Genomic DNA, 26574 nt, shown 5'->3' on the forward strand with positions numbered 1-26574 from the left:
AATCGCTGCTCACGATCCTCTGAAATCCGTGCTCACGATGCGGTGAAATCCGTGCTCACCATCCCGCGAAATCCGCAGGCAGAAGGAGCTTGAGGCAAAGCGCGAGGCTTTTGTCCTCTACTCTGCCCCAGTTCCGCCAAAGGTCACGATTAGGGAGATGACCTTGCCGCTCGGGCAAAAGATGCGGGTGGTCTACAATCAGGACCGCGCTATCGGAGTTGAGGTCACCGCTGTTGGACGCGGAGCGCAGACCTGACCTCGGAGCTGAGGCGCCTCTCTTCTTGTTCTTCAGAACTTCGGTACGATTGTGCTCCGCAGCCTGACGCGCAGAATCGTCACCCACGATAGATGCACGGCACTGGCCACCAGCCGACAAAGTGCCAGTCAAAGTAGGTGTGGAGACCGTAGCAGGCGCCAAAGACGCGCCAGTGACTGCAGGCCGCATTGTCGTCATTTTCACAGACGTCGACCGTGATCGGGCAAGTGGTCGCTGCGACACGCCCCCCATGACGGGCCTGAGGAGTGAACAACCCGTACCAGAGGGCCCTCACGACCTGCTTGGGTTGAGGGGGAAATGATCCGCTGCGTCATCGAAGACGGCCAGCCCGCTTAAGAGGTAGCCAGAGGTATTGGCATCAGCGAGAGTATGGCTCGCAGGTGGCTGGCCTGCTTCAAGGCGGGAGGCTCAAGGAAACTGGAGAATCGCTCGTTCTAGCCGAAGGTCAGTGCAAACCGGCCGGCCGAGTACTGGATCGGCGTGATTGACGGTGAGGCGGGAGTATCGACCGAAGTCGGATGCTGTGATCGTCTTGGCAGCCGTCACGCTGGCTCTGCTGCTAGCAATAATCTCGAGCGTTGAGAGGCCGTCCTGCCGCCGTTGAGCCTCATTACTTAAACGGGATCGCGCGCAATTTGACGAGCGCTCGTCTGACTATTTTCCTACACATTCAAGAAGCTGATAAAGCACCTATACAGAGAAACGTCATCTTTGGGGCATGGATGAACGTCTACGACTCTACCAAAACGGCAAAGCACGATCAGGCGAATCAACGAGGCCTGGAAGCCATCGACGTCCGGCTGGCGCGTCACGAGAAGGTAAGTTAGATCATTCTAATTAGTCGTGGTTGTTGTCCTAAGCGGGCTGATGCTCGCCCTCCTGGCTACTCATTGTAAGCCGAGATGAAGTCGGCCAGGTGCTGGCGGAGCTGGTTGTGATCGTCGTAATGGAAGCGCTTGACGGTCGCCTCCTTGATCGTCCGGTTCATCCGCTCGACCTGACCGTTCGTCCAGGGGTGCTTCACCTTGGTGAGCCGGCGCTCAGTGCCGTGTTCGCGGCAGACGCGGTCGAAGATGTGTTCGAAGGCGTAGCGGTCGCATGCTCGGTTGGTGAATTGGATGCTATAATACATGGGGAAGCAGCGCGGCGGAGCTGGTCCGGGTTGCGCAGCCGCGCTGCGTGGGGTGGTCATGGCCAGCCAGCAGGTCTCAAAGTGATGTCGCTGAACACACGCTGGAGGCCAGCCGACCATTGTCGGCCAGAACGGTATGGATGGTGTAGGGAACCGCGGCCATCAGGTTGCGCAGGAACTGGGCCGCCGCCATCTTACCCGCCTTCTCGTGCAACTCCGCGTAGGCGAACTTGGAGGTGCGGTCGATGGCGACAAAGAGGTAGAGCTTGCCCTCGGCGGTCTGGACGTCGGCGATGTCGATGTGGAAGTACCCGATCGGATAGGACTTGAACTTCTTGCGAACGGGCTTGTCGCCTTTGACCTCCGGCAGACGACTGATGCCATGGCGCTGCAGGCAGCGATGCAACGAGGAGCGCGTCAGGTGCGGAATGGTCGGCTGTAGCGCGTAGAGGCAGTCATCCAGCGGCAGCAGCGTGTGCTGGCGGAAGGCGACGATGACCGCCTCCTCTTCCAGCGCCAGCACCGTCGAGCGGGGCTCTTTCGGCCCAGTCGGCCGATCGGCCACTGAGTTGCGCTTCTTCCACTTGGCGGCGGTCTTCTGGTTGATGTTGTAACGCCTGGCGAGCGCCCTCAAACTCTCTTGACTATTTTGGATTGCTCGACGGATCGCCTCTGTCGTCGTGGCGCTGCCGTGTAGAACCTGCCCCATAGTGCTTCCTTCCACCCATGCGAAAAGATTGCACCATCAAAGTCCGGGATTAAACACTTAGTGCATGGATCGTCTGGAGGCATACGTCATTAGATTGTCAGCAAGGTTCGATGGTGCCGCCCCGAGACCCTTGCAACGAAGCTGTCCGTTGAGACTGGCGCTGTTCAATCGGCCAGAGCGCTTTCACCGGCAGGAGGCCCCTGGGTACGCAAGCCGTGCTTTTGGCCACTTAAACCCTTATATTCAAAGAGTTTCTTCTTAGATCACAGAGGATGGCTGGGGCGCCAGGATTCTAAGCTAAGCCGCAACCGTCCGCTAAGTCATTGAAGCCACGCAACTTCCTGCTGCACGAGATGGTCGTGTGTAGCACCTTTGTGTGACACCTTGCAAGGACAGCGCCACATGGCAGGCAAAACCTTGCCCCTCGCTCAAATTAAATGAAGTAACATATAATTTACGGGCGGATCATAGTGCGCCTGGAGAGTACAGGTTTACCGTTGTTCTGCGCATCGCTGCGGCGGCCAGAACAAAGCCAGTTGGAAGACGCTTCTTGGTACCTCCACAGGACGAGCCGCTTCCTTCCGGTCGTATAACGCGCCTGCCTGTGCGTCCATGCCCGAGTTCTCCTGGAGAAGGATCACCTAAGGCAAGGCCCCTTGCCATCACAACAGCCAACCGTCTCGACTCCAGCGGTCCTGGCCTTTAGGGCGTACGAGAGACGGCTGTCACTTGGGTCGAGCCTGAAGAAAAACCCTGTTGTCGTACGCGTGATCCTGTCAGAACTTGAAAAGCACGGGCTGGGAAGGAGGCCCGTGCGATGAACGACATTCAACGCAGAGCCGCAGCGTCCCAGCTTTGCTCATCGGCCGTAATGCGGGCCAGCGATGCCGAAAAGTCCGGTACAGGCATGTGGCTTCTCGGGCACCGGCAGCCAGAGCGCGCGAGTGCCCTCGAGATCAGGGGTGACCATGCCCCGCTCGCTATTCTCCCCCGCCCTAACCTCTCGCTATCGCGCTCCTGCCACCCTGTGTCCGGCGCGAAGACCTCGAGGCCCGTTTGTGAGCCGCTCCCCCACGGAGCCACACTCGCCGCCACGACAGGTCTGGGCCCGCAGCTCTCGACGGCGCCGTACAGCAGATCCCACCACCAGGCCGTTACGGGTTGTGAGGTGAGAGGCCCGAACGGCACCTGTTCCTCCGCCTCAGATCACGCCAGCAACACCCTAACAATATGGGGAGTAACACAGGTGGCGGGCATGAAGGGGCGCGCTGCGCACGGCGACCCCATCGCTCCGACGACAGCACAGGAATACAAGAGCAATACACGCCGACTGTTGAACGCTTGGCTTAACGCCTGTACCGCTGAGGGGGCTCCTCGCAAGGTCTATGAGTCGTCTTGTGGGTGATTGCCCAAAAGCCTGTTCTGGCGAAGAAAACTTGGAATAAGTACAAGGTAGGCGTCAACTACTATCTGAGGATTGGACGAGCAGGCCAACCCCAGCACGCCGCCATCTACGATGCCGCGATTGCCCGCTTAGAGGCCGAAGGTCAAGGTGGGTGTGCCAAAGCCACAACCCAAACCTCGGCTCTCAAAGCCAAACGATTTCCGAGCAGTGATCTTGCCAAGATTCAAGCTACGTTAGAGCATACGTGGTCGATCTATGCTTCACAGCTCTCGGACCTCCTTCACGCCGGCTGCATGACCGGACTGCGGCTAGACGAATGGCGTCGCGCTGTCTTGGTACAGGATGCCGGCGGAACGGGTCCAATCATCCTCAAGGTCGTGAATGCAAAAGCCACACAGGGGCGCGCGCATGGCGAAACCCGAACCCTGACCTGGCCGACTTTGTCCAATGATCGCGTCGCTTGCCTGCGCCGTTGCCTAGCCTGGGCAGCCAAGGCGGAAGCACAGGACCGCTTTGATCAGGAGGTGAAAGCGATGCAACGTCTCCTGAGGAATACCTGCAAACGGATCTGGCCGAGGCGAAAAGAGCGATATGCTCTATACCTTGCCGACACGAATTCGCCGCCCAAGCCCGACGCGTGTACACTCTCCAAGAAGTCGCGGCCCTGATGGGGCACGGCAGCGACACTACTGCCACCCAGCACTATGGCCGCCCCACACGGGCGCATCGGAGGCTTGTAGCCGCAGCGCCATTTCCGCTGCCGGAGCCCAATCCGGAGGAGGTTGCACGGGTTCGCCAGCTGGCCCAAAGGCAGCGGGAACGTCTTATTGCGTTAACTGCTGACCGCGCGGCGGGGCTGAAGGCCAACCCATGAATGGCTTTGGCGAGGTCGCACTGGCGTCCACTTGGATACGTCAAGATAGCCGATCAAAATCATGAGCGCTGAACCACGCCGGGATCTCCGGAAGCCGATTGGCTTGGATTCTACCCAGCCATCGGCGTTGCATCAGGCTGGGCGTCGTAGGCAGCTTCCGCCTTGGCGGGCGGGATGTTGCCGATGTGCTTGAGGAGGCGCCGGCTGCTGAACCTGTCCACCCATTCGAGCATGGCAAACTCGGCGACCGCCATTTAATTGAGATCTGCGAAACATTCCCGGCTGGGGTGATTCGGTTCTCACAATCTGTTTCTAAGACCATCGATTGTCGAGTGCTCTCGCCTTTGTTCACGGCATCGAGTTGGTGCCGACCCACGCTTGCCCAATTCTGAGATGGCCAGGTTCCAGCAGAGCTCTATATCGGGCAGGTCAAACTCTTGCGCGGGCCGTGATGAGTCGACGCTCCCTTGCTTAGAAGCCCGTTTAGGCTCCGCATAAAGGCGTGCCTGCCCCTGCGTCAGCGGCATCAATCTCTTTTGTCTAAACGGCGACTCTGAGCTCCGACAAGTCGTGCCATCTTGCGGAGGTCTTGCTCTCCCAAGTCCATCGCGGCATCAAGCCAAATGTCAACAATGTCCCGCAACTCTTCATAGGTCAGTGGGTTGACACGCCGCTTAGAACGATAAATTGCCTTATGGGCGTTATGCTTGCGTCGGTTACAAGCGATATAGTCTCGTACAGCATTCTCCCCCTGTCCATCTTCGGCGAGGATGTCGACGACACCGAGTCGATGCAGCTCTTCAGCCGTATAGACCGTACCACTCATAATCAGTTTTTCAGCCGCCGCAGTACCGATTTTACGAGCCAATAAACTGTATGCCCCCATTCCTGGAAAGAGATTGAACAATACCTCTGGAAGGCCCATCTTCGCGCTTTTCTCCGCAACTAGGACATCGAAGGAGAGCGCAGTCTCAAATCCGCCGCCTAACGCATCGCCCTCGACCAGCGCAATCGTGATTACGGGGGTGTGAAACGCCATCGCGTTCCCGTAAATGACGTCGATGCAGCCGTAGGCGTACTGCTGCAAACCCGCGCGATCTTTCCGGCGGATGCAATCCGCAAAATAAGCCAGGTTTCCGCCGAAGTTGTAAACGCCTGGCGTTTGAGATGCCGCAACGAAGTACTCTAGGTGCTGATGCTGCTCGCGGTTTCCTTCCTCCATGATTGCACGGACAGATTCCTGCACGCACAACATATCCTGTATCAGCTCCATAGTGATCATCGGATGCTGACTTCGACGCATCGCTGCCCAGTAGATCTTCTGCTCAAAGTCAATCCGCACGTCGATAGTCGACAGAAGAAGGTTTGTTGCGATCTGTCGCGGCAGTTTTGAGTGAGGCCTGGGCGTGGGAACCTCAATTATGGACGCATCGTCATTGCCGACAGATGCAACGTCGCTAAGGATACGGTCATGTAGCTGAACCGACGGTGCCGGCATAAACATTCTCCATCATAGAGATACTATTGACGCAACGAGCTTCATCTCGCCGCTCAGCCCGCCTAACTTGCAGCAGGCGTTCTTTCCTAAAGATAATGATCTATTAACTGAAATATGTGTAGCCGTTGTTTGGCCCGGTCACGATACTTGGTTAATGAGCCGAGTGTGCATAACATCAATCGGCCTGCCCTGCCGGCGCGCTTCAGCACCTCCTCGCGCAAATTCTATGTTAACCAATCTCTGAAGAAAGCCGCGTAAGTAGGACACGGTCCCTGCCCTCTTGTGGTATAAACCACTTGCGCAGTGCAAATGCGGCTTGATGTGACCTGCTTCATTTAGGTCAACGACGAGCTGGCATTCAGCTGACGAGCCCGACAACCTTCGATGAGCAACAAAGCAAATCTAATCCAAGAACACACTGCGCGACCAGCCGATCGACAACGACAAATTAGGTCAGCTTCCGAGCTGATAGCTAATCGCGCTTGGCAAAACGAGAGGATTGACGAAACCGATAGACTGGGAGCGCTGGGGGCGATGGATGACAACTATTCTGATTGTTGACGATAGAAGCACAAACCGCAACATATACTCTCGGTTGGCCCAGGAGATCGAAGAAGGTGCGGTCGTACACGCCTCAGCATCGCCGCATGAGGCTCTTGCTTGGCTGAATAACTCCTGCCCCGACCTCATAGTGACCGACTTTCGGATGCCCGGCATGGACGGAGCAGAATTTACCCGGCATGTCAGGAACAGCAAGAATGGCGCCGATGTTCCTGTGATAGTGATCACTGCTTACGACGATCGAGCATTCCGACTGCAGGCCTTGGAAGCCGGAGCAACCGATTTCCTTCGGTCACCTGTAGATCATTATGAGTTCACGACCCGCGCCCGTAATCTACTCAAGCTCCAGCGGCAACAGCAGATCATCAAAGGGCGCGCACTTGCCCTTGAGCATCAGCTTCGAATCAGCGAGCGCTCCCAAGAAGAACTGGTTCGCAACAGCCGGAAGGCACTAACCCAGGTCATTGATACCGTTCCAGCAATGATCAGCGCAAGCGACGAGGATGGTCGCATTGTGTTCGTCAACGCTCACTTCGCTGAGTTTGTCAACGCGACACCTGGATCGCTACTCGGAAGACAAATCAGCGATGTTATTCGGAGCGATCAGAGCCAGTTGGCTAAGACCATTCATAAGTTGGTTTCAACGAACAAAGGTGAATCTGCCAGTTTCGAGGAACAGATTGCAGACAGGAGCGGATCGCAGCGTGCATTCCTTACGACCAAAACGTCATTGCGCGAGTTCATCGGCGGGTTAACAGGAATCCTTACGACATCGATTGATATCACCGAGCGTAAGCAAGCGGAGAACACGCTGCGACACATCGGCCTTCATGACACCCTCACTGGCCTTCCTAATCGAAGAATGCTCTATGAGAGGGTTCAGCAAGAGATCGATGCCGAGCAAGGGCTGTTTGCACTGCTCCTGATTGATCTTGATCGATTCAAATCCATCAATGACGCGCTCGGCCACGCCGGAGGTGACCGGATCCTCCAGCAGGTAACAAGTCGTCTCATCGCGTGCGTTCCGGGTGAAAATCTGATCGCAAGAATGTCTGGTGACGAATTTGTGGTCGTGCAAACAAAGATCAACGTTGCACGTGATGCGGAAGAGCTTGCGCGCCAGATCATCGACAGCTTGTCGTTCCCATTCTTGTTGGATGGCAGCGAGCTGAAAATCGGATGTACGATCGGAGTAGCCCTGTCTCCGAGTGATGGCCGCGATGTTGAGAAGCTCCTCCGATACGCCGATCTGGCAATGTATCAGGCCAAGGCTGAAGGAAGGAACACGCTGCGCTTCTACTCCCCTGAAATGGAAAGCAGCTCTGTAAACAGCATGAGCTTAGAGGCTGATCTTCTTAAAGCCATTTCTCACGATCAGTTTATCCTTCATTATCAGCCGAAAATCGACCTGAAGACAGGTTCGGTCGTGGGTGCCGAGGCGTTGCTACGTTGGATGCGACCCGATTTTGGCATCACATCTCCACACATCTTCATCGATCTCGCTGAAGAGACAGGCCTCATCAATGAGATCGGCACTTGGGTTCTCAACGAGGCCTGCACTCAAGCTGCCGCTTGGCAGAACCTCGGTTATGATCACCTGCAGATTGCGGTGAACTTATCGCCAGTGCAGTTTTTCCGTCAAGATATCGTGCAACTCGTTGCGGAGGCCCTAGAGAGAACAGGTCTCAGGCCGGAATACCTCGAGCTGGAACTTACCGAAGGCAGTCTTCTGAAGGATGTCGAGAGAACCAAGCTGACCCTCCAGAAGCTGAAGCAACTAGGCGTTCGGATTGCGATAGACGATTTTGGGGTCGGATACTCCTCGCTCAGCTATCTCAAGAACTTTGCTGTCGACACGCTAAAAATCGACCGATCATTTGTCTTCAACCTCGCGGACGGCACTCGCGACGAGGCAATTGTCAGAGCGATCGTTTCGTTGGCTGAGAGCCTCGGACTGAAAGTGGTCGCCGAGGGTGTTGAAAACAACCTCCAGCTTGGATGCCTTCTCAGTCACCCTTGTGACGAGGCTCAAGGGTATCTCTTCAGCCGGCCCATAACCGCAGAAGCGTTCAGTACCTTAATGCAGGAACGTCCGCGGTATCTGCTTCCTAAGCAGGGCATGCAACTTAGGAAAGTGCGGATCTAGTGATCGCTAAAGCTCTATCCCGCTTCAGAAATAGCCCTGATCGCGAGCATGAGATGAGCCTTAACAGGCTTATCCTACTAATTGTGATTGTGTCTTACACGTTTTGGGCCAACTCCTCGGTACCGAGGGAAGCCTTGATCAGCGGCACCATATTCGCGCTTATCTCTACCGGGATCGCAGTTCATATCTTCCTCTGGCCACAGCGGTCAAAGGTTCGGCGTGTGGTCGCAATTGTAAGTGACCTCGCCACCGTGTCTTGTCAGATGCGTTTCGTGGGGGACCCCTCATCTATCCTTTTTCTGCTGTATCTATGGATCACATTCGGCAACGGGTTCCGCTTTGGAATCCGCTTTCTCTATATCGCAATGACAGTTTCAGTCATCTGCTTCGTAGCGGTAGCCTACACGACACCGCGATGGCATGATGACATGTACCTATCTGCAACCATGTTGCTTAGTCTGATCGCACTTCCTCTTTATACAGGTACGCTGATCCGTAAGCTGTCCAACGCCAAGGCTCAGGCCGAAGCGGCCAACCGAGCCAAGACGCTTTTTCTGGCCAGCGTCAGTCATGAACTACGCACCCCGCTGAACGCGATTATAGGTCTATCCAGTCTCATGGCCAAGACAAACCTCGACGTTGAACAGCGTGGCTTCGTCGCTACCATTGGTGCTGCTGGTGACGCTCTGCTTCGGCAAATCAACAGCATCCTAAACCTGTCTCGCGTTGAGGCAGGTCAGATGCCCGTTGAAAACGTCGATTTCGATTTACTGGAAGTCTTATCCACCGCGCGAGCGATGGTGCTCAGTCAAGCTCAGCAGAAAGCACTTCGGCTCACCATCCACGTCGCATCGTGGACACCATTGCAGCTTCGCGGTCCAAAACATCACCTCGAAGAGATTTTACTGAACCTCCTAGGCAATGCGGTCAAGTTTACGGAAAGTGGATATATCACGCTCTTCGCCCACCCGGTGATCAGGGATGAAAAGCTGTTCATTCATTTCGGCGTATCCGACACAGGCATCGGTATTGCCGCTCACGCTACTGACAGAATTTTCGAGAGCTTCACTCAGGCAGACGATACCATCATCAACCGCTTCGGTGGCACTGGCTTGGGCCTGTCAATCTGCAGGCAACTGATCACGGCCATGGGTGGTGAGATCGGCGTCAATAGTCAGGAGGGCCATGGCAGTTCCTTCTGGTTCACTCTCCCGTTCAGCAGCTTGGATCAAAAAGACCTAAGCCGACAGCTGTCACGGCTCCCTCCACCACTTCTGGTTTGCTCAAACGCGGATCTAGTGAGCAACCTTGCTTCGCGTCTCAGCGACAAGGGCGACACCCAGGTTGTTAGCACGCTCGTGGACGTAAAGGAGCATGCGCACGTAAGCCGCACAGGAGAGCAGTTGGTATTCTACTACAGCGATTTACCAGAAGAAGTTCTGGTGGCCGAGATTGCAAGCGCGAACCTTTCGGTTAACCCGATCATAATACGTCCGGAATCCTCTCGGATCCCCTCAAACGAGGGAGTGATGCGGTGGTCGAGCAGCGTACTACCGGTCGATTTCAGCTTGGAAGAAGCACAGGTCGGAACCGTTGCGGCGGCTGCCCAAACATCTTTGGCGCAGCAGCTGTGGCATGAGCCCAACAAAATCGAGCTTCCTGAGGCATCTAGGCCCCTCTCGATTCTGGTCGCAGACGACAACTCAACGAACCGGATGGTAGTCTCGAAAATCTTGGAGCGTGGAGGACACTCCGCACATTGCGTCGCGAACGGAGAGGATGCGCTCAACGCGCTTGAGACGGGAAGGTTTGATCTCGTCATCATGGATATCAACATGCCCGTTATGACGGGCATTGAGGCAACGAAACTCTTCAGGTTTACGGAGCCACAGGGCACCCGCATACCCATCATTGCTCTGACGGCAGATGCAACGCCCGACGTTGTGGCGCGAACCGTCGAGGCAGGAATGGATGCTTGCCTGACAAAGCCAGTGCAGCCGGTGACGCTTCTCAGGACCGTCGAAGAGAAGGTTGGCTTCCAGCCAAAGAACCTAACCGCCATCGACAGCGCAAAGCGGAACATACCCCCTGTTGATCACACGTCCTTGATAGACGAGTCTCTTCTGGGAGAACTCGAGCGACTGGGAGGCAGAGACTTCGTTTCAGATTTGGTAGAGGAGTTCGTTTCGGATGCCGATGGTCTCATCACCGAATTGCGAACGGCCGCCGAGTGCGGAGACTCCCACAGGTTTCGCCTTGAGGCCCACGGGTTGCAAAGTGCATCAGCGAACGTTGGAGCAAAGATCGTGCATGAGATCTGCGTAGGTTGGCGAAAGATTACGAGCGTGGAACTGACGTTCAATGGACCTGAACAAGTCGAGCAACTAGCGGCGGAACTCGAACGAACCCATCACGCACTAAAGAGGTATCTTGCTACCAAGAGCCTAGATACGAGCCCTGCGAGACGTGTTCAAGAACAGCGCAACGCAAGAAGCAGTTTCCGAGATGCCGTTCCCTGATATGGAGGCGGAGGAAAAGCTCACGTAATGGAGACATGTCTTCACGCAAGTTGATGAAGACGAACATCGGTCTTTCGTGAGGATCAGAAAGGGCCATGGTCGTACGTGTGCAAAGCGGCGCTCGTAGCGGCGCGCCTCATTCTACCGCAGCACTCATGTTGTTCAAGAATACGATAGGGCTCGGGTCCAAAGGCTACCGAACGGGCTACCCTTTTCGCCCGCACAGCTGCTGATTGTCACTGTCGTGCCGTCACTGACCACTCTGGCATAGTTGGCCTATATCTTCTCCAACATCGTCTATGGCTTGAGTCAGATGGTCTGCCTCCTGAAAATTGATCCTCCCTGAAGTATGGCTTTTGAGCCGAAGGAGGATTGAAGATGGGCAAGAAGAGGCACACGGCCGAGGAGATTGTTTCCAAGCTGCGACAGGTGGATGTGCTGACGGCACAGGGCCGGACGGTGGCGGAAGCCATCCGGCATATCGGCGTGACGGAGGTCACGTACTACAGGTGGCGATCCGAGTTCGGCGGGCTGACGTCCGACCAGGTCAAGCGGCTCAAGGAGCTCGAGATGGAGAATGCCCGATTGCGCCGGGCCGTCTCGGATCTCACCCTGGAGAAGCTGATCCTGAAAGAGGCCGCCTCGGGAAACTTCTGAGCCCCGCCCGCCGTCGCGCCTGTGTGGAGCACGTAATCGCCAAGTACGGCGTCTCGGAGCGGCTGGCCTGCCGGGTTCTGGGTCAGCACCGCTCCACCCAGCGCAAGGTTCCCAAACAGCCCGAGGATGAGGCGGCTTGACGGCCGACATCATCGCCCTGGCCACCCAGTATGGCCGCTATGGCTACCGGCGCATCACGGCCCTGCTGCGGGACGCCGGCTGGGGCGTGAACAAGAAGCGGGTCGAGCGAATCTGGCGGCGGGAGGGGCTGAAAGTGCCACAGAAGCAACCCAAGAAAGGTCGGCTCTGGCTCAATGATGGGTCGTGCATCCGACTGCGGCCGGAGTATCCCAACCATGTTTGGAGTTACGACTTTGTCGAGGACCGCACGCATGATGGCCGCAAGTTCCGCATGCTCAACATCATCGACGAGTTCACGCGCGAATGCTTGGCGATCAGAGTGAACCGGAAGCTGAAGGCCGTCGATGTGATCGACGTGCTCTCGGACCTGTTCATCCTGCGGGGTGTTCCGGGCCATATTCGGTCCGATAACGGCAGCGAATTCGTGGCCAAAGCTGTCCGTGAATGGATCAAGGCTGTGGGAGCCAAGACGGCTTACATCGAACCGGGCAGTCCCTGGGAGAATGGCTATTGCGAGAGCTTCAACTCGAAGCTGCGGGACGAGCTGCTGAAAGGAGAGATTTTCTACACGCTCGAGGAGGCAAAGGTGATCATCGAGAGCTGGCGTCGGCACTACAACACGGTGCGCCCGCACTCATCCTTGGGCTACCGGCCACCTGCACCAGAGGTCGCGGTCCATGCGTCACCGCTGGCGCCACGGCCAACCCCGAATTAACATCACACACGGATCACCCACATGGGGCAGGCCATATTGCGGACGGCACGAACCAGGCCGTCGAGCGCAATGGCCTCTGCCGGTGGGTTGAAGCGTGGGCTGAGGAAGGTCTCGATGCAATGGGTGATCGCATCCATTCCGGTCGCCGCCGTCAAGGCCGGGGGCAGCCCGAGCGTGAGATCCGGGTCGCAGATGGCGCGCTTTGGGATGAGGTGGGGAGAGATAAATCCGAGCTTTCGGCCATCCTCCAAGGTGATCAGGGCCGCCCGGCCGACCTCGCTGCCTGTCCCGGCCGTGGTTGGAATGGCGATGAGCGGGGCCACGGCCGCTGAGATCTTAGGAATTCCGCCAAGAATCGCCGCATACTGCTCCAAAGGTCCATCGTGCGTCGACAGAAGAGCCACACCCTTGGCCAGATCGATCGGGGAGCCGCCCCCGATGGCAATCAGGCCATCGCAGCCGTGGGAACAGTAGAGATCCAGCGCGGCCATCACTGCGCTCTCCGTGGGGTTCGTGGGCGTACCGGCGAAGACCGGAATGTGCTGCCCTGCAGAGAGAACACTTATCAGGCGATCGACCAAGCCGACGTGCGAGATTCCCGCATCGGTAACGATGAGGGGCATCCTGATTCCAAGCTCCCGCAAATCGTTGCCGACGTCCGACAGGGCGCCGGCTTGGAACCGAATGGTGGTCAAATAGGAGATCAAAGACATCCCTGCTCCTCCGTTCCGGTTGCGTTGGGAGCGTCCGCAGGCAACATTCTGCCGCAGCGCGCCCCTGCTTCAGGTCCAGCATCACGCGAAAGCGCCCATGAGATCAATCCACTTTGGTTCGAGGTAACATCTGATGTGGAGCGACTTGAACTCCTCCCTCGCGATGTCCGAGCATCGACGTTACGTTGCACCTGTATCTGCGGGCCGAACACCACGACCACTCCGGCAATTCTCCATGTGAGTTGCCTGACGCCCTCGGCAGTGGCCAATGCCCCCTGGTAGAGTTTACTTGGCTACACCTATTCAAGCACTATGTTTCGAACCTAGCCGAGCATCTGACCAATATCCTGGAGAGAACAGCGGCATGCCGATCACTGATGCTTTTGCCCCTCGTCTATTCAACGGCCAAACCGTTCTGATCACGGGCGGCACAAGCGGAATCGGCCTTGCCTGCGCTAGGGCCTTCCGAGACTTGGGCGCCGATGTCACAGCGACAGGAGCGAGGGAACCCGAGCGGATGCGAGCGGCGGACGACGAGACCAATGCAGGGATCTCGTTTACGGTTCTCGACGTCCGTGATGGTCGGTCAATCGACCACCTGCTCACGCAGTTCAACCGCTTGGATGTCCTAGTCAATGCCGCAGGCGTAATCCGCCGTGACATGGAGCACGACCCGGAGGTCTTTGCAGACGTCATCTCGGTCAACCTGACTGGTGCCATGCGGGTCTGCTCCGCGGCGAAAGCAAAGCTGCTCGAAACCAAGGGCTCGGTGGTCAACGTCGCGTCCATGCTCACCTTCTTCGGCGGTCCTCGGGTTCCTGCCTACAGCGCCTCGAAGGGCGGCGTCGGCCAGCTGACCAAGAGCCTCGCCGCCGCATGGGCGGCCGACGGCATCCGCGTCAATGCCGTCGCACCGGGCTGGATCGCGACACCTCTCACGCAGGCACTCCAGGACGATCCAGAGCGCAGCCGCCCTATCCTCTCCCGCACGCCTATGGGCCGCTGGGGCACCCCAGAGGAAGTGGCTGGCGGCGCCATCTTCCTGGCCTCGCCCGCGGCTCGGTTCGTGACGGGTGCCATCCTGGCCATCGATGGCGGTTATCTGACCATGTAAATACAGCAGAGCCCACAGGAGCAGATCGCATGTCCAGCTCAGAGACCACCTCCCCCATTACACCGGTGAACGACAGGTGGGTGCCCTACCGGCATCCGCAGCCTAAGGACTCCCCGCCGGAGCTCGTAGTCCCGAACGCCATTCCGACGGACGAACGGATCTGGGTTCCTGTAGAGGAGAACGTGTGGTTCCGCCCGCTGCTCCTTGCAACTTCGCGCGGATACTGGATGAACCTTCTGCGCGTGCGAAAGTCAGGCGTGCTCTCGCGCCACCGCCATCCGCAACCAGTGCATGCGTTCGTGTTGAAGGGAGAATGGCGGTATCTCGAGCATGACTGGATTGCGACCGAGGGCTCCTATGCCTACGAGGCTCCCGGTGAGACGCATACGCTCGTCGTCGATCCGCACGTCGAGGAGATGATCACCCTGTTCCAGGTGAACGGTGCCATGATCTATGTCGATCCGGATGGCAATGCGACCGGCTTCGACGACGTCTTCACCCGCATCGAGAAGTGCCGGGCACATTATGCGAAAAACGGCCTCGGCGCCGACTACATTGATCAGTTCATTCGCTGAGATCGAGCCTATTCCCATTCATCGGAGGCGTCAGCCCTCCCGCGGAATGGCGGCCTGCCGGGAGCGCAGCGCCGCCAGCAGCACCGGCACGAACCAGACGAGCAGCGTGGCCACTCCGAGCCCGGCCGCGATGGGCCGCTCGAAGAACGCCAGGAAGCTCCCATCCGACTTGATCATGGAAGTCACGAAGTTTTCCTCAAGCATCGGGCCGAGCACAATGCCAAGGATGCAGGGAGCGACCGGAATGTCGTTCTCCTCCATCAGGAAGCCGAGCACGCCGAAAACCAGCATCACGGCCACGCCGAAGGCGGAGTTGTTGATGGCGAAGGCGCCCACGATGCAGAACATGAGGATGCACGGCATCAGGATCTCGCGCGGGATGCGCAGGATGGTCCGGGCCCCTTTGATGGCGGCCCAGCCCAGAGGCAGCATCACGAGATTGGCGAGAATGAAGATGATGAACACCGCGTAGATGTACTGCGGGTTCTCCAGGAAGATCGTCGGCCCCGGGTTCATGTTCTTCAGATAGAGCACGCCGATGACGATGGCGGTGATGCTGTCGCCCGGAATGCCGAAGACAAGCGCCGGTACCCAAGCGCCCGCGAGGGCCGCATTGTTCGCCGACGTGCTCTCGACAATGCCTTCCACGTGTCCTTTCCCGAACTTTTCGGGTGTTCGGGACAGCCTCTTGCTGACGGCATAGCTCACCCAGGCCGCGATATCAGCGCCTGCGCCCGGCAAGGCGCCGATGATCGTGCCCAGGACGTTTCCGCGCACCTGCTGGCGCCAGTACTGCACGATCATCCGGCCCCAGCCGCGGAAGAGATTGCCTACGACGGCCTGCGGCGTGGCTTGCACGCTGCGCGAGATCACGAACCGGAAGACCTCGGACACGGCGAAAAGGCCGATCATCGCGGCGATAAAGTTCACACCTCCGGTGAGCTCGGTGTTTCCGAAGGTGAAACGGGGCACGCCGGCAGGATTGTTCAGCCCGATGGTCGAGACGAAGAGGCCAATGAACAGGCTGACGAGGCCTTTGACCGGCGACGCCGTGCCGATGAACACGGCGCAGGTGAGCCCGAGCAGGGCCAGCCAGAAATACTCGAAGGAGCTGAACTGCAGGGCGACCTCGGCGAGAACCGGAGCGGACAGGATCAGCACCACTGTCCCGAACAATCCGCCGATAACGGAGAAGAGCAGGTTTGCGCCAAGCGCAATCTCTCCTTCGCCGTTGCGGGTCATCGTGTAGGCCTCGTCGGTGTAGGCCGCCGAGGCGGGGGTTCCCGGAATGCGCAGCAGCGTACCCGGAATGTCTCCGGCGAAAATCGCCATGGCGGAACAGGTCACCATGGCCCCAACCGCCGGGACGGGATCCATGAAGAAGGTCACCGGAACGAGCAGCGCAATCGCCATCGTCGCGGTCAGGCCCGGAATCGCACCGACGACGAGCCCGAATATGGCCGCGAGCAGGATGGTCACCAGCACGGACGGCTGGAACACGAGGCCGAAAGCGGTCGTGATCGCACTCATGGCATCACCGGGTCAGGGCCCAAGGAGCCCGAGTGGCAGGGGAACCCGCAGCAGGCCGCCGAAGGTCTGCTGGATCAGCATCGTTGTAGCGATCGCAGCCGCTGCGGCGATCCACCAGCGCACTCTCATCATCATCAGAAAGATGAGGAGGACAAGGATCGAAACCGGGACGAAACCGATCGTCGACGCGGTCAGGATGTAGGTCATGACCAGACCGACGACGACTGCCAGCTTCGTCCAGGAATGGTGCGTGCGCGCCCAGTCGCTCCAGACCACCGCGCCCTGCCAGTGCCGCAGTCCCGAAGCGACCAGCACGACGCCGCACCCGCCAAGGCCGACGGCGATGAGCATGGGGAAGACGGCTGCGCCGTATTCCTGCCCCGGAATGGCCGGAAGCGTCCTCGCATAAGCAAATGTCGCAATCGCAAAGGCGAGGAGCAGGATGCCGATTACCGCATCATTGACGCGCATCGGGACAGCCTCTACTTGGCGAGTCCGACCTTCTTCATCACGGTTCCGAGATCCTCGTCGCTCTTCCTCCAGAATTGCAGGAACTCGTCGCCGGCCGCGAACTTCACACCAAAGCCCCGCTGGCTCATGAAGTCATTGTACTCTTTGCCCTTGTAGATCTTGTCCAGCGCTTCGGTGAGCCGTTTCGTAACGTCCTCGGGCATGCCCTTCGGCCCGACGATGCCGCGCCAGGCGCCGATAGCCCACTTGCTGCCGGTCTCCTCCTCCAGCGTCGGAACGTTCGGGAAGGCCGGGTTACGCTCGGGGTTCATGATGGCAAGGCTCTTGACGCGACCGGCATCGATGAGTGAGCGCGCCTCCGGCAGGGAGCTGGGGACGATCTCGACGCCGCCCGCAACCAGATCCTGCAGCCCTGGCGCAGCTCCCTGGCTCGGCACCCACCGTACCGTGCTGGGATCAATGTTGAGACTATCGAGCATACCGGCAATACCGAGATGCCAGATGCCGCCCTGCCCCGTGCCCGAGGCTTTGAACTTGCCCGGGTTCTTCTTGATGTCCTCGACCAGATCCTTCACGGTCTTGTAGGGCGCATCAGCGCGTACCTGCACGCCGGCGGGATCGAGGTTCATCAGCGCAATCGGCGTATAGTCCTTGTAGCCGCGCTCGGTGAGCCCCTGCCAATGCAGCATCCCGATTTCCACCGTAGCCAGCCCCAAGGTATAGCCGTCCGGAGCCGCTGCCGCGATCGCCTCGTGCCCGACGACGCCGCTGCCGCCGGTCCGGTTGACGACATTGACTGGTTGACCGAGCTCCTTCTCGAGCAGCGAGCCGATGATACGGGCTGTCGCATCCGTCCCGCCTCCAGCGGCCCAGGGCACAATGATGGTGATCGGCCGTTCAGGATAAGCTGCCCAGGCGGACCCGGCAGCGGCAGCGAGCGAAAGGGCAGCAGCAGCGAATGTCTTCAGGAAATTACGGCGTAGCATTCTTTCCTCCCGATATGCCGGCTCCTTGTTCTGGTGGAGTCGGTCTTTGACTGACGTTGAGTCACAGAATGATTATTGGCCAATCTGACTTGTTTTCCACCTCCTGTCGCCTGGTGTTGAACCAGATTCTGAACGTGCCGTCCCAACGGATGAGCAGGGCGCTCCCGTAGAGCCCAAGTCCGAAAACGACATGACCTGCGATGTTGATGGCCCTGACCTGTCGGGCGTTGGGACGCTTGGATGCTGCGATGCCGGCGCCCATGCCGGGCTGCAGCAGAAACCAGCCGACTCCCACGGTGACGAGGCCTAAAGCCAACGCGGGTGCCGGGCTCGGTGCCGCAGGCCAGTCGGGGCGGGCGAGGGCCAGGAGCAAACCCGCATAGGCGATGCCAACCGCATAATGGCCCAGCCAGCCAACCGCGTGCTCTTGAGGAAAGGGGCGCGCGAGCGCGATATCGTCGTGAGAGACCTTGCCTTCCGCAATGTGACAGAACCAGCGCCCCACCAGTTTCCAGTTCGGTGCGGGAATCCTGAAGAACCGCTGCAGGAAGAGCGCCCACAGGTCGAGTAAGGCAGTTGCGCCAATTCCGATGAGAACTGTGCGATAGAAAAATTCGATCATCTGTCAGCCCCTGCTCCTATTCCCCCGTGGGGCGCATCTACGGCATGTACTGCCCGCCATTCACCTCCATGATCTGGCCGGTGACATACCCACTGAGGCGGTCCGAGGCGAGGTAAAGGAAGGCGCCGACGCAATCCTCCGCAGTGCCGAGTCGGTCCATGGGAATGGTGGCCTGCATGGTGGTCAACTGCTCTGGAGTCGAATAGCGTTCGTGGAAGGGGGTCATGATGACGCCCGGAGAAACCGCGTTCACGCGGACGCCATTCTTGACGAGTTCCTTCGCCCAGCCCCGCGTTGCTACCGAGATGAAGCCTTTGGCCGCCGCGTAGATGACCGAGCCTGGTCCGCCGCCATGACGGGCCGCAATCGACGAGACATTGATGATGGAGCCGCTGCGCTGCGCTCGCATATGGGATGCCCCCTCTCGCACGAAGCGCACGACCTGATCGACATTCAGCGCGAGCACCGCATCGACATATTCGTCCGTATAATCCTGGACCGGCGTTCGTTTAACCAGGCCGCCGGCGTTGTTGATGAGGACATCCAGGCGGCCAAAGTGCTCAACGGTATCGGCCACAACCCGCGTGGCCGCCTCGGGCTCGGTCACATCGGCTTGGATCAGAAATGCCTCCCCGCCGGCGGCCTGAACCTCTTCGGCGACTTGCCGTGCCGGGGTCTCGCTCGCGTTGTAGTGAATCGCCACGTGTGCCTTGCTGCGCCCGAACGCAATGGCTGCCGCCGCTCCGATGCCGGTGCTCGCGCCGGTGATGAGGACGACCTTTCCAGCAAGGTCTGGAATGCTGGGATAAACCTCGGATGATGTCATTGCAGGAACTCTGGTGAGATGAGGCTTGGAAGGAAAAGAACAAGGTCAGGCCACAGGATGATCAACACGAGCACCAGGAGCATTGGCACCAACATGATGAGAACATCCTTCAGGACGTCGTAGAGACGCATCTCAGCGATCGAGCACGCGATGAGCAGGCAGAGGCCATAGGGTGGCGTGATGAGGCCGAAAGCCAGCGAGACAATCCCGATCATCGCAAACTGCACCGGATCCATACCGACCGATTGGGTGAGCGGCTGAAGGATCGTCCCCACGATGATGATTGCTGGAATCGCATCAAGAAAGCACCCGACGACGAGGAAGGTCGCCGCAACCAGGAAGCCCATGCCGATCTGGCTCAGATCCCAGGACGAGACGTTCGCAAGGATCGCCTGCGGGATTTTGTAATAAGCGAGGAGCCATCCGAAGGCGCTGGCAGTTCCAACGCAGAAGAGTGCAATCGAGGCGAAGCGGCCAGTGTCGAGAAGAGCTTCGTAGAAGGCGCGAAATGTCATCTGCCGGTAGTAGAGAACACTCAGGAATGTCGCATAAAGGACAGCGATGCATGCGGATTCCGTGGCTGTGAACCAGCCGAAGACCTTGCCGCCGATGATAATGAGCGGCGTCATCAGCGCGGGGATGGAGACCACTAGGCCGCGCCCAAACTCCAGCCAGGTGGCGCGCGGATAGGTCGGATAACCGCGCATCTTCGCATAGGCATGCACGGTTGCCATCTGTGCAAAGGCGATCAGCGCGCCAGGAATGACGCCCGCAAGGAAGAGCGCGCCGATGGAGGTGGTGAGAACACCGCCCCAGATGATCATGAGAATCGACGGCGGGATAATGACGGCCAGCACTGAGGATACGGCTGTGATCGCGACGGAGAAGCTATCGTCGTATCCCTCCTGGCGCTGTGCATCAATGAAGATTTTTGACTGACTGGCTGCATCCGCAGTGGAGGAGCCGGAGATGCCGGCGAAGAAGAAGGATAGAACGACATTGATCTGGGCAAGCCCACCCGGAAAGTGGCCGACCATCGCCCGCGAGAGCCGCAGCAGCTGCTTCGTGATGCCGCCGCCATTCATCAGGTTCGCCGTCAGGAGGAAGAACGGCACTGCGAGCAGAATAAACGAGTTATAGGCGTTGAAGGTCTCCTGGAGGAGCGTCATCGCCGACAGGCGTGGCTCTATCAGAAGGATAGGCAAGCATGCGAGCGCAAGGGAGAACGCGACCGGCACGCGCAGGAACAAGCAGAGGAAGAAGAGGCCGAACAGGATCGTAGCAGCCTGCCCCGAGGAAAGGATGGAGCCGGTCATGCGGATTTCCCAGAGAGGATGCGGATGTCATCGTAGGCCTGCTCCCCTAGGAACAGGAGCCAGCTTAACCCGGCGATGGGCCAAGCGATATGAATGATCCAAAGCGGCAACTCGGCCAGCTCGGATAGCCTGTACCAGGCGAACTCGGTGAACTCGACACCCATCCAGAGAAACACGAAGGCGATGATGCCGATCCCTGCTCGGGCGACCAGGCGCAGCGCCGCATTCGGTTTTGCCGATAGCAATGGCCACATGTCGACCTCGAAGTGCTTGCTTTCGCGCACTCCGACGATGGCGCCGATCATGATGGTCCAGACGAAGAGCAGGCGAGCCATCTCCTCGGTCCAGATCCAATGCGGCAGAAAGGGGAGAAAGCGTGCGAAAACCTGCAGAGTGACAGGGACGATCAGGATCAGGATTGAAATTGCAAGAATGATGCAAAGGAACCTATGATAAAGCGCAGATACTTTGCGCCATACGCCGGGCTGATCGTAACTCGCGTCAGTCATGGCTGCCTCTCCGGTTCAATCTCCGTCGATACGGGAGGGCTGCTGGACAAATCCGGCCAGCAGCCCAGCGACGTCCTGCAGCCTCACTTGATGGCGTTGATCTTGGCCAGTATCTCCTCCGCACCGATCTCCTTAGCGTAGGCAGCAAGCACCGGATCGACTGCGGCCTTCATTGCCTCACGGTCAGCAAACGGCACACGTTTCAGCTTGCCCGCGCTTTCCAGCGCCTCGAGCTTTGCGGTGTCCTCGCTTGACTCGATCTCACGCCCGTGAGCGCCAGCCTCCTTACCCGCCTTCGCGACGCAATCCTGCAGCTCGGTCGGCAGTTTGCGGAAGGTCTTGCCTGAGAACACGATGGGACGGATCGTGATCGCGTGCTGCGTCATCACGAGCTGCGGTGCGACCTCGAAGAAGCGCATCTGCTCGACCCCCGCGGCCTCGTTCTCGCCTGCTTCGATGACGCCATTCTGAATGCCATTATAGACCTCGTTATAGGCGATGACGGTTGGCGCCATGCCCACGGCCTGAAATGTACGGCTCCAGATCGGAGCGCCCTGAACGCGGACTTTCAGGTTCTTGAGCCCCTCCATGTTCCCGAGCGGCTTCGTCGCAAAGATATTTCGGATACCTCCGCCGGCATACCCCACCAGCATCACGTCGGCTCGTTTTCCGATCTCGTCCGCGATGGGTTTCAGAAGGTCTTGGTCCAGCACTGCGTTCCAGTGATCCAGATCGCGGAACAGGAATGGAGCGTCGATGAAAGGAGCCGCCTTTGAAAAGGTCGACATATGCGCTGGCGACACAACGGCGAAATCCACCGCCCGTCCTTGAGACATGTATTCGAAATACTGCTTCTCCAATCCCAGTTCGCTGTTCTTATGGAGCACGATGTTGAGCGGTTTGCCGTAGCAGGACTTGAGGAGCTCTCCGAATTTGGCCAGCGATTTCGTGAAGGCATGATCGTCGTTGAACTGGGATGCGCCGTGCAGCTCGATGGCTTGTTGTGCGTAGACGCCCGAAATGCTGAGAGCCAATCCTACGCCGAGAAATCCTGCGGTAAGTATCCTTCTCATATTCCTTCCCTCCCTCATGGCCCTCTGGCGGAGCTCATGTCAATATACTGCAAGGCAACGGAATACTTTTCAATACTGACGCGGCATGAACTTTCACATTTAGCAAAATTAGCCTCATTGAGTACTTCGCATTTACATTGTGACGAGTTATTCTGCACAATAGATCATCATTTCCCTCTGACGATGCTCGCAGAAGGTTTTTTGAAGGATCTGGAGAGGCCAGATCAGCTGCCGTTGCGTGTAGTGCGCACCTCCAATTCAGGCGGACTACTCAGCCCTGCGTGCGGCCATCCAACTGCGTGAGTACGTCTGTCAGATGCGGCACCAGCTTATGGCCGTGCCCCAGTCCATAGGCCAGAGTCAGAGTCTGCAGGACGGCGGGACCCACAAGCCCCACCGTCTTGGCAGCATTCGCCATGGCGATGAAGTAGCTGAGATCCTTTCGAGCATTGGCGATGGCAAACTGCAGCCGACTTGCATCGCCTTCAAGCACGTAGGGCATGATCATCTGGAACATCGCGCTATTCGCGCCGCCGGCCGACACCAAGTCGTACAGGGCCTTCGGATCCACTCCGGTGGCGCGGGCGGTCGCCACTGCCTCTGCGACAACGCTTGCATGGCTCATCGCCATGAAGTTGTTAATGAGCTTGATCTTATGCCCCGCACCCAGGTCCCCGACCCGAAATACGTTCTCGGCGAAGCACTTGAGGATGGGCAGGATCTCATCGAACAGTTCCTGGCTGGCGCCGACCATAACGTTGAGCCGCCCCTCTTGCGCCTCCTTCGGCGTTCGCGCCAGCGGCGCATCGGCAAAACGCAGGCCTCTGGCATGATAATCCGCGGCGATCTTGAGCGTCGACACGGGGTTGGCCGTAGAAGTATCGATGTGAATGAACCCCTCGCGCGCACCGGCAAGCATACCGTTGTCGCCATAGACGATACCTTCGACATCCTCCGAAGTGGGAACGCAGGTGAGCACGATTTCGGTAGCGGCCGCCAGCTCACGTGGGGTTTTCGCCTCCGTGGCTCCGCGAGCGATGAGGTCGTCCACTCGCTCACGGCTACGATTGGCCAGGATAGTAAGCGCGTGCCCCTTCTCAATGAGGTTCCTCGCCATGCCGTGGCCCATGAGTCCTATGCCGATGATGCCTATACCTGTCATAATCGTACTCCCTAAGGGCTCCTGTCAGAAAAGAGCTTGAAGATCACCGTCGACTGCAATGGCCTGACCCGAGATCGTGCGCCCGAGCGGCGAGCACAGGAATACGATCTGATCGGCGAGCTGCTGCGCCGTCACGTATTCCTTCAAGGATGTGTTCGCGAGCGCTCGCCGCTGCATCTCATCGAACGATAAACCAAGCTGCTGGGCCTTGGCTTCAAGCACCCGGCGCTGGCGGTCGCCGGCGACGACCCCGGGCAGGATCGCGTTCACGCGGATGCCGTCCTCGCCCAATTCGCGAGAGAGCGACTTCGTAAAGCCGATCACGGCCCACTTGGCAGCGGCGTACGGGGAGCGCAGGGGGAAACCAAACCGACCCGCGGCGGAGGACAGATTTACGATTGAGGCATTCTGACTTTGCCTCAGGTAAGGCACTGCAAGACGCGTGCAGTTGAATTGCCCGGTGATGCAGACCTCGAGACAGCGATCCCAGTCCTCCGGGTTGATCTCCTCAACCCGGGCGGTCGGTCCTGCGATCCCGGCATTGTTGACGAGTACATCCAGCCCGCCGAGAACTCCCAGAGCCTCCTCGAAAATTCGGGCGACGTCGGCTCGTTTCGCCACATCGCCATAGGAGGAGGTCAGGTCAGAATCGGTCGTGGTGGCCTCCTGGAGAGCGGCGCGGTCCATGTCGCAGACATGCACGCGCGCGCCCTCACGGTGGAAGGTACGGGCAATCTCAAGCCCGATGCCAGCAGCGCCAGCCGTCACCAACACACGCAACCCGGCGATGTTGAGGTCCATCTTCGTCGTCTCCATCCCTGAAGCGGCCCCTCGTTGCACCCGGCGCCCGCTCGTCTTGTGATGCCCAAGAGCTTGGGCGCTGGCCTAGTCCAGCAGACGTCCGGTGCTCTCGATGAAACTTGCCGCGCCTTCAATGTCGTCGATGAGTGCCTTGCGTGCGGCGGCTCCGTCACCGTCCTTCACTGCAGCGACGAGACGACGGTGATGTCCGGCTGCGCCACCCGTTCGCAACCGCTCGGGCGAGGCCTTAAGATCGAAATTCAGAACTGGTCCGATTTTCAGCCAAAGACCCTCGATGATCCCCACCAGCGTGGGCAGGCCAGTCGCCCGGTAGACGGCAAAGTGGAGATCCTTGTTGGCCCGCACGGCCCGATCCGCATGAGGATCGGAGCTTCGGGCCTCGGTAAGAAACGCCTTTTCGAACTGCCGCATGGCGGCGAGGTCGGATTCCGCGCGGCTCCTGGCCGCCTGCTCCGCCGCAAAGCCCTCGACCGCGAGCCTCACGGTCGTCAATTCCCGGAAGCGTGCGAGGTTCATCAGCGGGACGCGCACGGCACGGTTCGGCAGCACCTCCAGGGACTGGTCAGCGACAAGCCGCGAGACTGCCTCCCGCACCGGCATCATCGAGACGCCGAGGGTTTCGGCCACGCTGCGCAGGGACATCTTCTGCCCGGGGGCGAGCTCACCGCTCATCAGCAGCTCACGTAGTTCGGTATGGACGCGTTCGCCCAGGGTAACGCGCTCCAGCCGGCCGATCTGGGCGATGGCCGACGGCGTCTTGGTGGGGCGGGGGCTCGACAAGTTGCTCATTTTCCGACAGTCTAACTGTGATCACAGATCGCGGCAAGTAATGCGACAGCATCATGGGAGAAAGGAAACGGCCATGGCACACTATGATGACTTGACTCGTCGTATGCTCCTGAAGGGAGCGGCCGGCGCCACCGCGCTCGCAGGCCTCGGGATGCCCGCGATCGTCAAGGCGCAATCCGACGTAATCCGGATCGGACACCTCACGCCGATCACGGGCTTCCTGGGACCGCTCGGAGAGTTCGCCCAGATGGGCGTGCAGCTTGCCGCTGAGGAAATCAACGCCGCCGGCGGTGTGCTGGGTCGCAAGATCGAGCTCGTGATGGAGGATTCGGTCAACCCGCAGACGGCATCGGCCAAGGCCGAGCGCTTGATTGAGCGCGACAAGGTCGCCATGATCATCGGCGAAATCTCGTCCGCCTCAGCCCTGGCCATCGGTCAAGTGGCCAACCGGACCAAGACGGTTTTCATCAACACCGGCGCTAATTCCGATGCGCTTCGCGGCGAAAGCTGCAATCCGTTCATGTTCCACATCGAGGCCGCGAACTCGATGATGGTCAGGTCCGTCGGCACGTACCTGAAGAACGAGAACATGATTAAGGGAAAGAAGTGGTACTCCCTAACCGCCGACTACGCCTTCGGGCATGACCTGTTCAAGGTGGCCAAGAAGTTCGTGTCGGAGAACGGCGGAGAGTTCATCGGCGAGGAGCTCGTCCCCACGGACGCCACCGATTTCAGCCCCTACCTGCTCAAGATCCGGCAGGCCCGGCCCGATGTCGTCGCTTCCAACCTCGCAGGCAACCAGATCACGAACTTCATCAAGCAATATGCGGAATACGGCCTCCAGTTTCCGATCACCGGCTTCGGATTCGATACGGCCGTTGCCTGGGGCGCCGGTCAGGGCAATTTCTCCGGCATCTGGCCGCTGATCTGGCACCATATGGTCGACACACCCTCGTCCCGGAAATACGTCGAGGCCTTCACCAAAAAATACGGCAAGCCACCCGAGAACCAGAGCTGGGGCGACTACAACTCCCTTAAGATCGTGGCTCAGTCGTTTGACGAGCTGAAATCCCCCGACCCGCAGAAGCTGGCCGAGCATCTGCGCAAGGGCGCGAAGTTCGACATCCTGAAGAACCGGGAAGGCTACTTCCGGCCCTACGACAACCAGATGGTACAGCAGATGTACGCCGTGCGGGCGAAGGAGCCCGGAAAGATGGCCAACCAGTGGGACATCTATGAGCCGCTAGGCTCCGTCCCCGGCCCGAACGAAGACCTCGAGGTCTTGGCCCCGCCTAAGGACGGCACGTGCAAGATCCAGGCCTGAGACGATTCACGCCTGGTCAGGCCGGGCGGTGGCAAACCGCCCTGTCTGGCGAGCACGGCATTGCGCTTGCTTGAGTCTCCCTCGCGGCAGGGGTCTTTCGGGACGGGA

General features: G+C 58.9%; 17 protein-coding genes and 5 pseudogenes. 7 read left to right on the top strand and 15 right to left on the bottom strand.

Annotation, left to right across the window (positions count from 1 at the left end):
* Positions 1–1160: 1160 nt before the first annotated feature.
* Positions 1161–2118, bottom strand: a pseudogene (locus JQC81_RS34365) (integrase core domain-containing protein).
* Between the two features lie 1395 nt (positions 2119–3513).
* On the opposite strand from JQC81_RS34365, the gene JQC81_RS16605 reads away from it, so the two are divergent.
* The gene (locus JQC81_RS16605; protein ID WP_203272907.1) at positions 3514–4191 is read left to right on the top strand and encodes a hypothetical protein; all 678 of its coding nucleotides are present in this window, start codon (positions 3514–3516) and stop codon (positions 4189–4191) included.
* Between the two features lie 316 nt (positions 4192–4507).
* Here the strand turns inward: JQC81_RS16605 and JQC81_RS16610 are convergent.
* Both JQC81_RS16610 and JQC81_RS16615 read right to left on the bottom strand, forming a co-directional pair.
* Positions 4508–4639, bottom strand: a pseudogene (locus JQC81_RS16610) (IS3 family transposase); the annotation flags it as partial.
* 284 nt (positions 4640–4923) lie between these two features.
* On the bottom strand, positions 4924–5895 hold the full coding sequence (locus JQC81_RS16615) for a crotonase/enoyl-CoA hydratase family protein (RefSeq protein WP_203272908.1): 972 nt from the start codon (positions 5893–5895) through the stop codon (positions 4924–4926).
* Positions 5896–6433: 538 nt separating this feature from the next.
* Here JQC81_RS16615 and JQC81_RS16620 point away from each other — a divergent pair.
* From JQC81_RS16620 to JQC81_RS16630, 3 genes and pseudogenes are all read left to right on the top strand, one after another.
* Complete coding sequence (locus tag JQC81_RS16620; protein ID WP_203272909.1) at positions 6434–8602, top strand: GGDEF/EAL domain-containing response regulator; 2169 nt, start codon at positions 6434–6436, stop codon at positions 8600–8602.
* A gap of 134 nt (positions 8603–8736) precedes the next feature.
* Positions 8737–11121 (top strand): hybrid sensor histidine kinase/response regulator, encoded by a 2385-nt coding sequence (locus JQC81_RS16625; RefSeq protein ID WP_203272910.1) that lies wholly within the window; start codon positions 8737–8739, stop codon positions 11119–11121.
* Between the two features lie 378 nt (positions 11122–11499).
* Positions 11500–12634 (top strand): annotated as a pseudogene (locus tag JQC81_RS16630) (IS3 family transposase).
* 38 nt (positions 12635–12672) lie between these two features.
* Here the strand turns inward: JQC81_RS16630 and JQC81_RS16635 are convergent.
* Positions 12673–13347 (bottom strand): annotated as a pseudogene (locus tag JQC81_RS16635) (iron-containing alcohol dehydrogenase); the annotation flags it as partial.
* A 364-nt stretch (positions 13348–13711) separates the two neighbouring features.
* Between JQC81_RS16635 and JQC81_RS16640 the strand changes: the two are divergent.
* Both JQC81_RS16640 and JQC81_RS16645 read left to right on the top strand, forming a co-directional pair.
* The gene (locus tag JQC81_RS16640) at positions 13712–14461 is read left to right on the top strand and encodes an SDR family NAD(P)-dependent oxidoreductase (RefSeq protein WP_203272912.1); all 750 of its coding nucleotides are present in this window, start codon (positions 13712–13714) and stop codon (positions 14459–14461) included.
* Positions 14462–14490: 29 nt separating this feature from the next.
* Positions 14491–15036 carry a 2,4'-dihydroxyacetophenone dioxygenase family protein gene (locus JQC81_RS16645; protein ID WP_203272913.1) on the top strand — a complete coding sequence of 182 codons (546 nt, stop codon included), beginning with the start codon at positions 14491–14493 and terminating at the stop codon, positions 15034–15036.
* A gap of 30 nt (positions 15037–15066) precedes the next feature.
* Here JQC81_RS16645 and JQC81_RS16650 read toward each other — a convergent pair whose 3' ends face one another.
* The 11 genes and pseudogenes from JQC81_RS16650 to JQC81_RS16700 all read right to left on the bottom strand — a co-directional run bounded on the left by JQC81_RS16650 (position 15067) and on the right by JQC81_RS16700 (position 25133).
* Positions 15067–16566 (bottom strand): tripartite tricarboxylate transporter permease, encoded by a 1500-nt coding sequence (locus tag JQC81_RS16650; RefSeq protein ID WP_203272914.1) that lies wholly within the window; start codon positions 16564–16566, stop codon positions 15067–15069.
* 12 nt (positions 16567–16578) lie between these two features.
* A complete protein-coding gene (locus tag JQC81_RS16655; RefSeq protein WP_203272915.1) occupies positions 16579–17037 on the bottom strand; it encodes a tripartite tricarboxylate transporter TctB family protein in 459 nt (152 codons plus the stop codon).
* Positions 17038–17048: 11 nt separating this feature from the next.
* Positions 17049–18023: a tripartite tricarboxylate transporter substrate binding protein gene (locus JQC81_RS16660; RefSeq protein ID WP_203272916.1), complete on the bottom strand. Its 975-nt coding sequence runs from the start codon at positions 18021–18023 to the stop codon at positions 17049–17051.
* Between the two features lie 145 nt (positions 18024–18168).
* Positions 18169–18645: pseudogene (locus tag JQC81_RS16665) on the bottom strand (DUF2938 family protein); the annotation flags it as partial.
* 37 nt (positions 18646–18682) lie between these two features.
* A complete protein-coding gene (locus JQC81_RS16670) occupies positions 18683–19471 on the bottom strand; it encodes an SDR family NAD(P)-dependent oxidoreductase (protein ID WP_203272918.1) in 789 nt (262 codons plus the stop codon).
* Positions 19468–20787 carry a TRAP transporter large permease gene (locus JQC81_RS16675; protein WP_203272919.1) on the bottom strand — a complete coding sequence of 440 codons (1320 nt, stop codon included), beginning with the start codon at positions 20785–20787 and terminating at the stop codon, positions 19468–19470. The genes JQC81_RS16670 and JQC81_RS16675 overlap by 4 nt, the downstream gene beginning before the upstream one ends.
* Complete coding sequence (locus JQC81_RS16680; protein WP_203272920.1) at positions 20784–21296, bottom strand: TRAP transporter small permease; 513 nt, start codon at positions 21294–21296, stop codon at positions 20784–20786. The genes JQC81_RS16675 and JQC81_RS16680 overlap by 4 nt, the downstream gene beginning before the upstream one ends.
* 83 nt (positions 21297–21379) lie before the next feature.
* Positions 21380–22369, bottom strand: a complete 990-nt coding sequence (locus JQC81_RS16685; protein WP_203272921.1) for a TRAP transporter substrate-binding protein — start codon at positions 22367–22369, stop codon at positions 21380–21382.
* Positions 22370–22640: 271 nt separating this feature from the next.
* A complete protein-coding gene (locus JQC81_RS16690) occupies positions 22641–23531 on the bottom strand; it encodes an NAD(P)-dependent oxidoreductase (RefSeq protein WP_281400293.1) in 891 nt (296 codons plus the stop codon).
* A gap of 24 nt (positions 23532–23555) precedes the next feature.
* The gene (locus tag JQC81_RS16695; RefSeq protein WP_036349142.1) at positions 23556–24332 is read right to left on the bottom strand and encodes an SDR family oxidoreductase; all 777 of its coding nucleotides are present in this window, start codon (positions 24330–24332) and stop codon (positions 23556–23558) included.
* 84 nt (positions 24333–24416) lie between these two features.
* Positions 24417–25133, bottom strand: a complete 717-nt coding sequence (locus tag JQC81_RS16700) for a GntR family transcriptional regulator (protein ID WP_244445187.1) — start codon at positions 25131–25133, stop codon at positions 24417–24419.
* A gap of 82 nt (positions 25134–25215) precedes the next feature.
* On the opposite strand from JQC81_RS16700, the gene JQC81_RS16705 reads away from it, so the two are divergent.
* The gene (locus tag JQC81_RS16705; protein ID WP_203272923.1) at positions 25216–26466 is read left to right on the top strand and encodes an ABC transporter substrate-binding protein; all 1251 of its coding nucleotides are present in this window, start codon (positions 25216–25218) and stop codon (positions 26464–26466) included.
* Positions 26467–26574: the final 108 nt, after the last annotated feature.

Source organism: Microvirga arabica (genome assembly GCF_016811235.1).
GTDB lineage: Bacteria > Pseudomonadota > Alphaproteobacteria > Rhizobiales > Beijerinckiaceae > Microvirga > Microvirga arabica.

What these genes read in the sequence shown, in the direction of transcription:
- JQC81_RS16690 (WP_281400293.1), bottom strand. Translation starts at nt 23,531, where the DNA reads ATGACAGGTATAGGCATCATCGGCATAGGACTCATGGGCCACGGCATG.
- JQC81_RS16650 (WP_203272914.1), bottom strand. Translation starts at nt 16,566, where the DNA reads ATGAGTGCGATCACGACCGCTTTCGGCCTCGTGTTCCAGCCGTCCGTG.
- JQC81_RS16645 (WP_203272913.1), top strand. Translation starts at nt 14,491, where the DNA reads ATGTCCAGCTCAGAGACCACCTCCCCCATTACACCGGTGAACGACAGG.
- JQC81_RS16660 (WP_203272916.1), bottom strand. Translation starts at nt 18,023, where the DNA reads ATGCTACGCCGTAATTTCCTGAAGACATTCGCTGCTGCTGCCCTTTCG.
- JQC81_RS16670 (WP_203272918.1), bottom strand. Translation starts at nt 19,471, where the DNA reads ATGACATCATCCGAGGTTTATCCCAGCATTCCAGACCTTGCTGGAAAG.
- JQC81_RS16695 (WP_036349142.1), bottom strand. Translation starts at nt 24,332, where the DNA reads ATGGACCTCAACATCGCCGGGTTGCGTGTGTTGGTGACGGCTGGCGCT.
- JQC81_RS16620 (WP_203272909.1), top strand. Translation starts at nt 6,434, where the DNA reads ATGACAACTATTCTGATTGTTGACGATAGAAGCACAAACCGCAACATA.
- JQC81_RS16675 (WP_203272919.1), bottom strand. Translation starts at nt 20,787, where the DNA reads ATGACCGGCTCCATCCTTTCCTCGGGGCAGGCTGCTACGATCCTGTTC.
- JQC81_RS16705 (WP_203272923.1), top strand. Translation starts at nt 25,216, where the DNA reads ATGGCACACTATGATGACTTGACTCGTCGTATGCTCCTGAAGGGAGCG.
- JQC81_RS16615 (WP_203272908.1), bottom strand. Translation starts at nt 5,895, where the DNA reads ATGCCGGCACCGTCGGTTCAGCTACATGACCGTATCCTTAGCGACGTT.
- JQC81_RS16640 (WP_203272912.1), top strand. Translation starts at nt 13,712, where the DNA reads ATGCCGATCACTGATGCTTTTGCCCCTCGTCTATTCAACGGCCAAACC.
- JQC81_RS16680 (WP_203272920.1), bottom strand. Translation starts at nt 21,296, where the DNA reads ATGACTGACGCGAGTTACGATCAGCCCGGCGTATGGCGCAAAGTATCT.
- JQC81_RS16655 (WP_203272915.1), bottom strand. Translation starts at nt 17,037, where the DNA reads ATGCGCGTCAATGATGCGGTAATCGGCATCCTGCTCCTCGCCTTTGCG.
- JQC81_RS16685 (WP_203272921.1), bottom strand. Translation starts at nt 22,369, where the DNA reads ATGAGAAGGATACTTACCGCAGGATTTCTCGGCGTAGGATTGGCTCTC.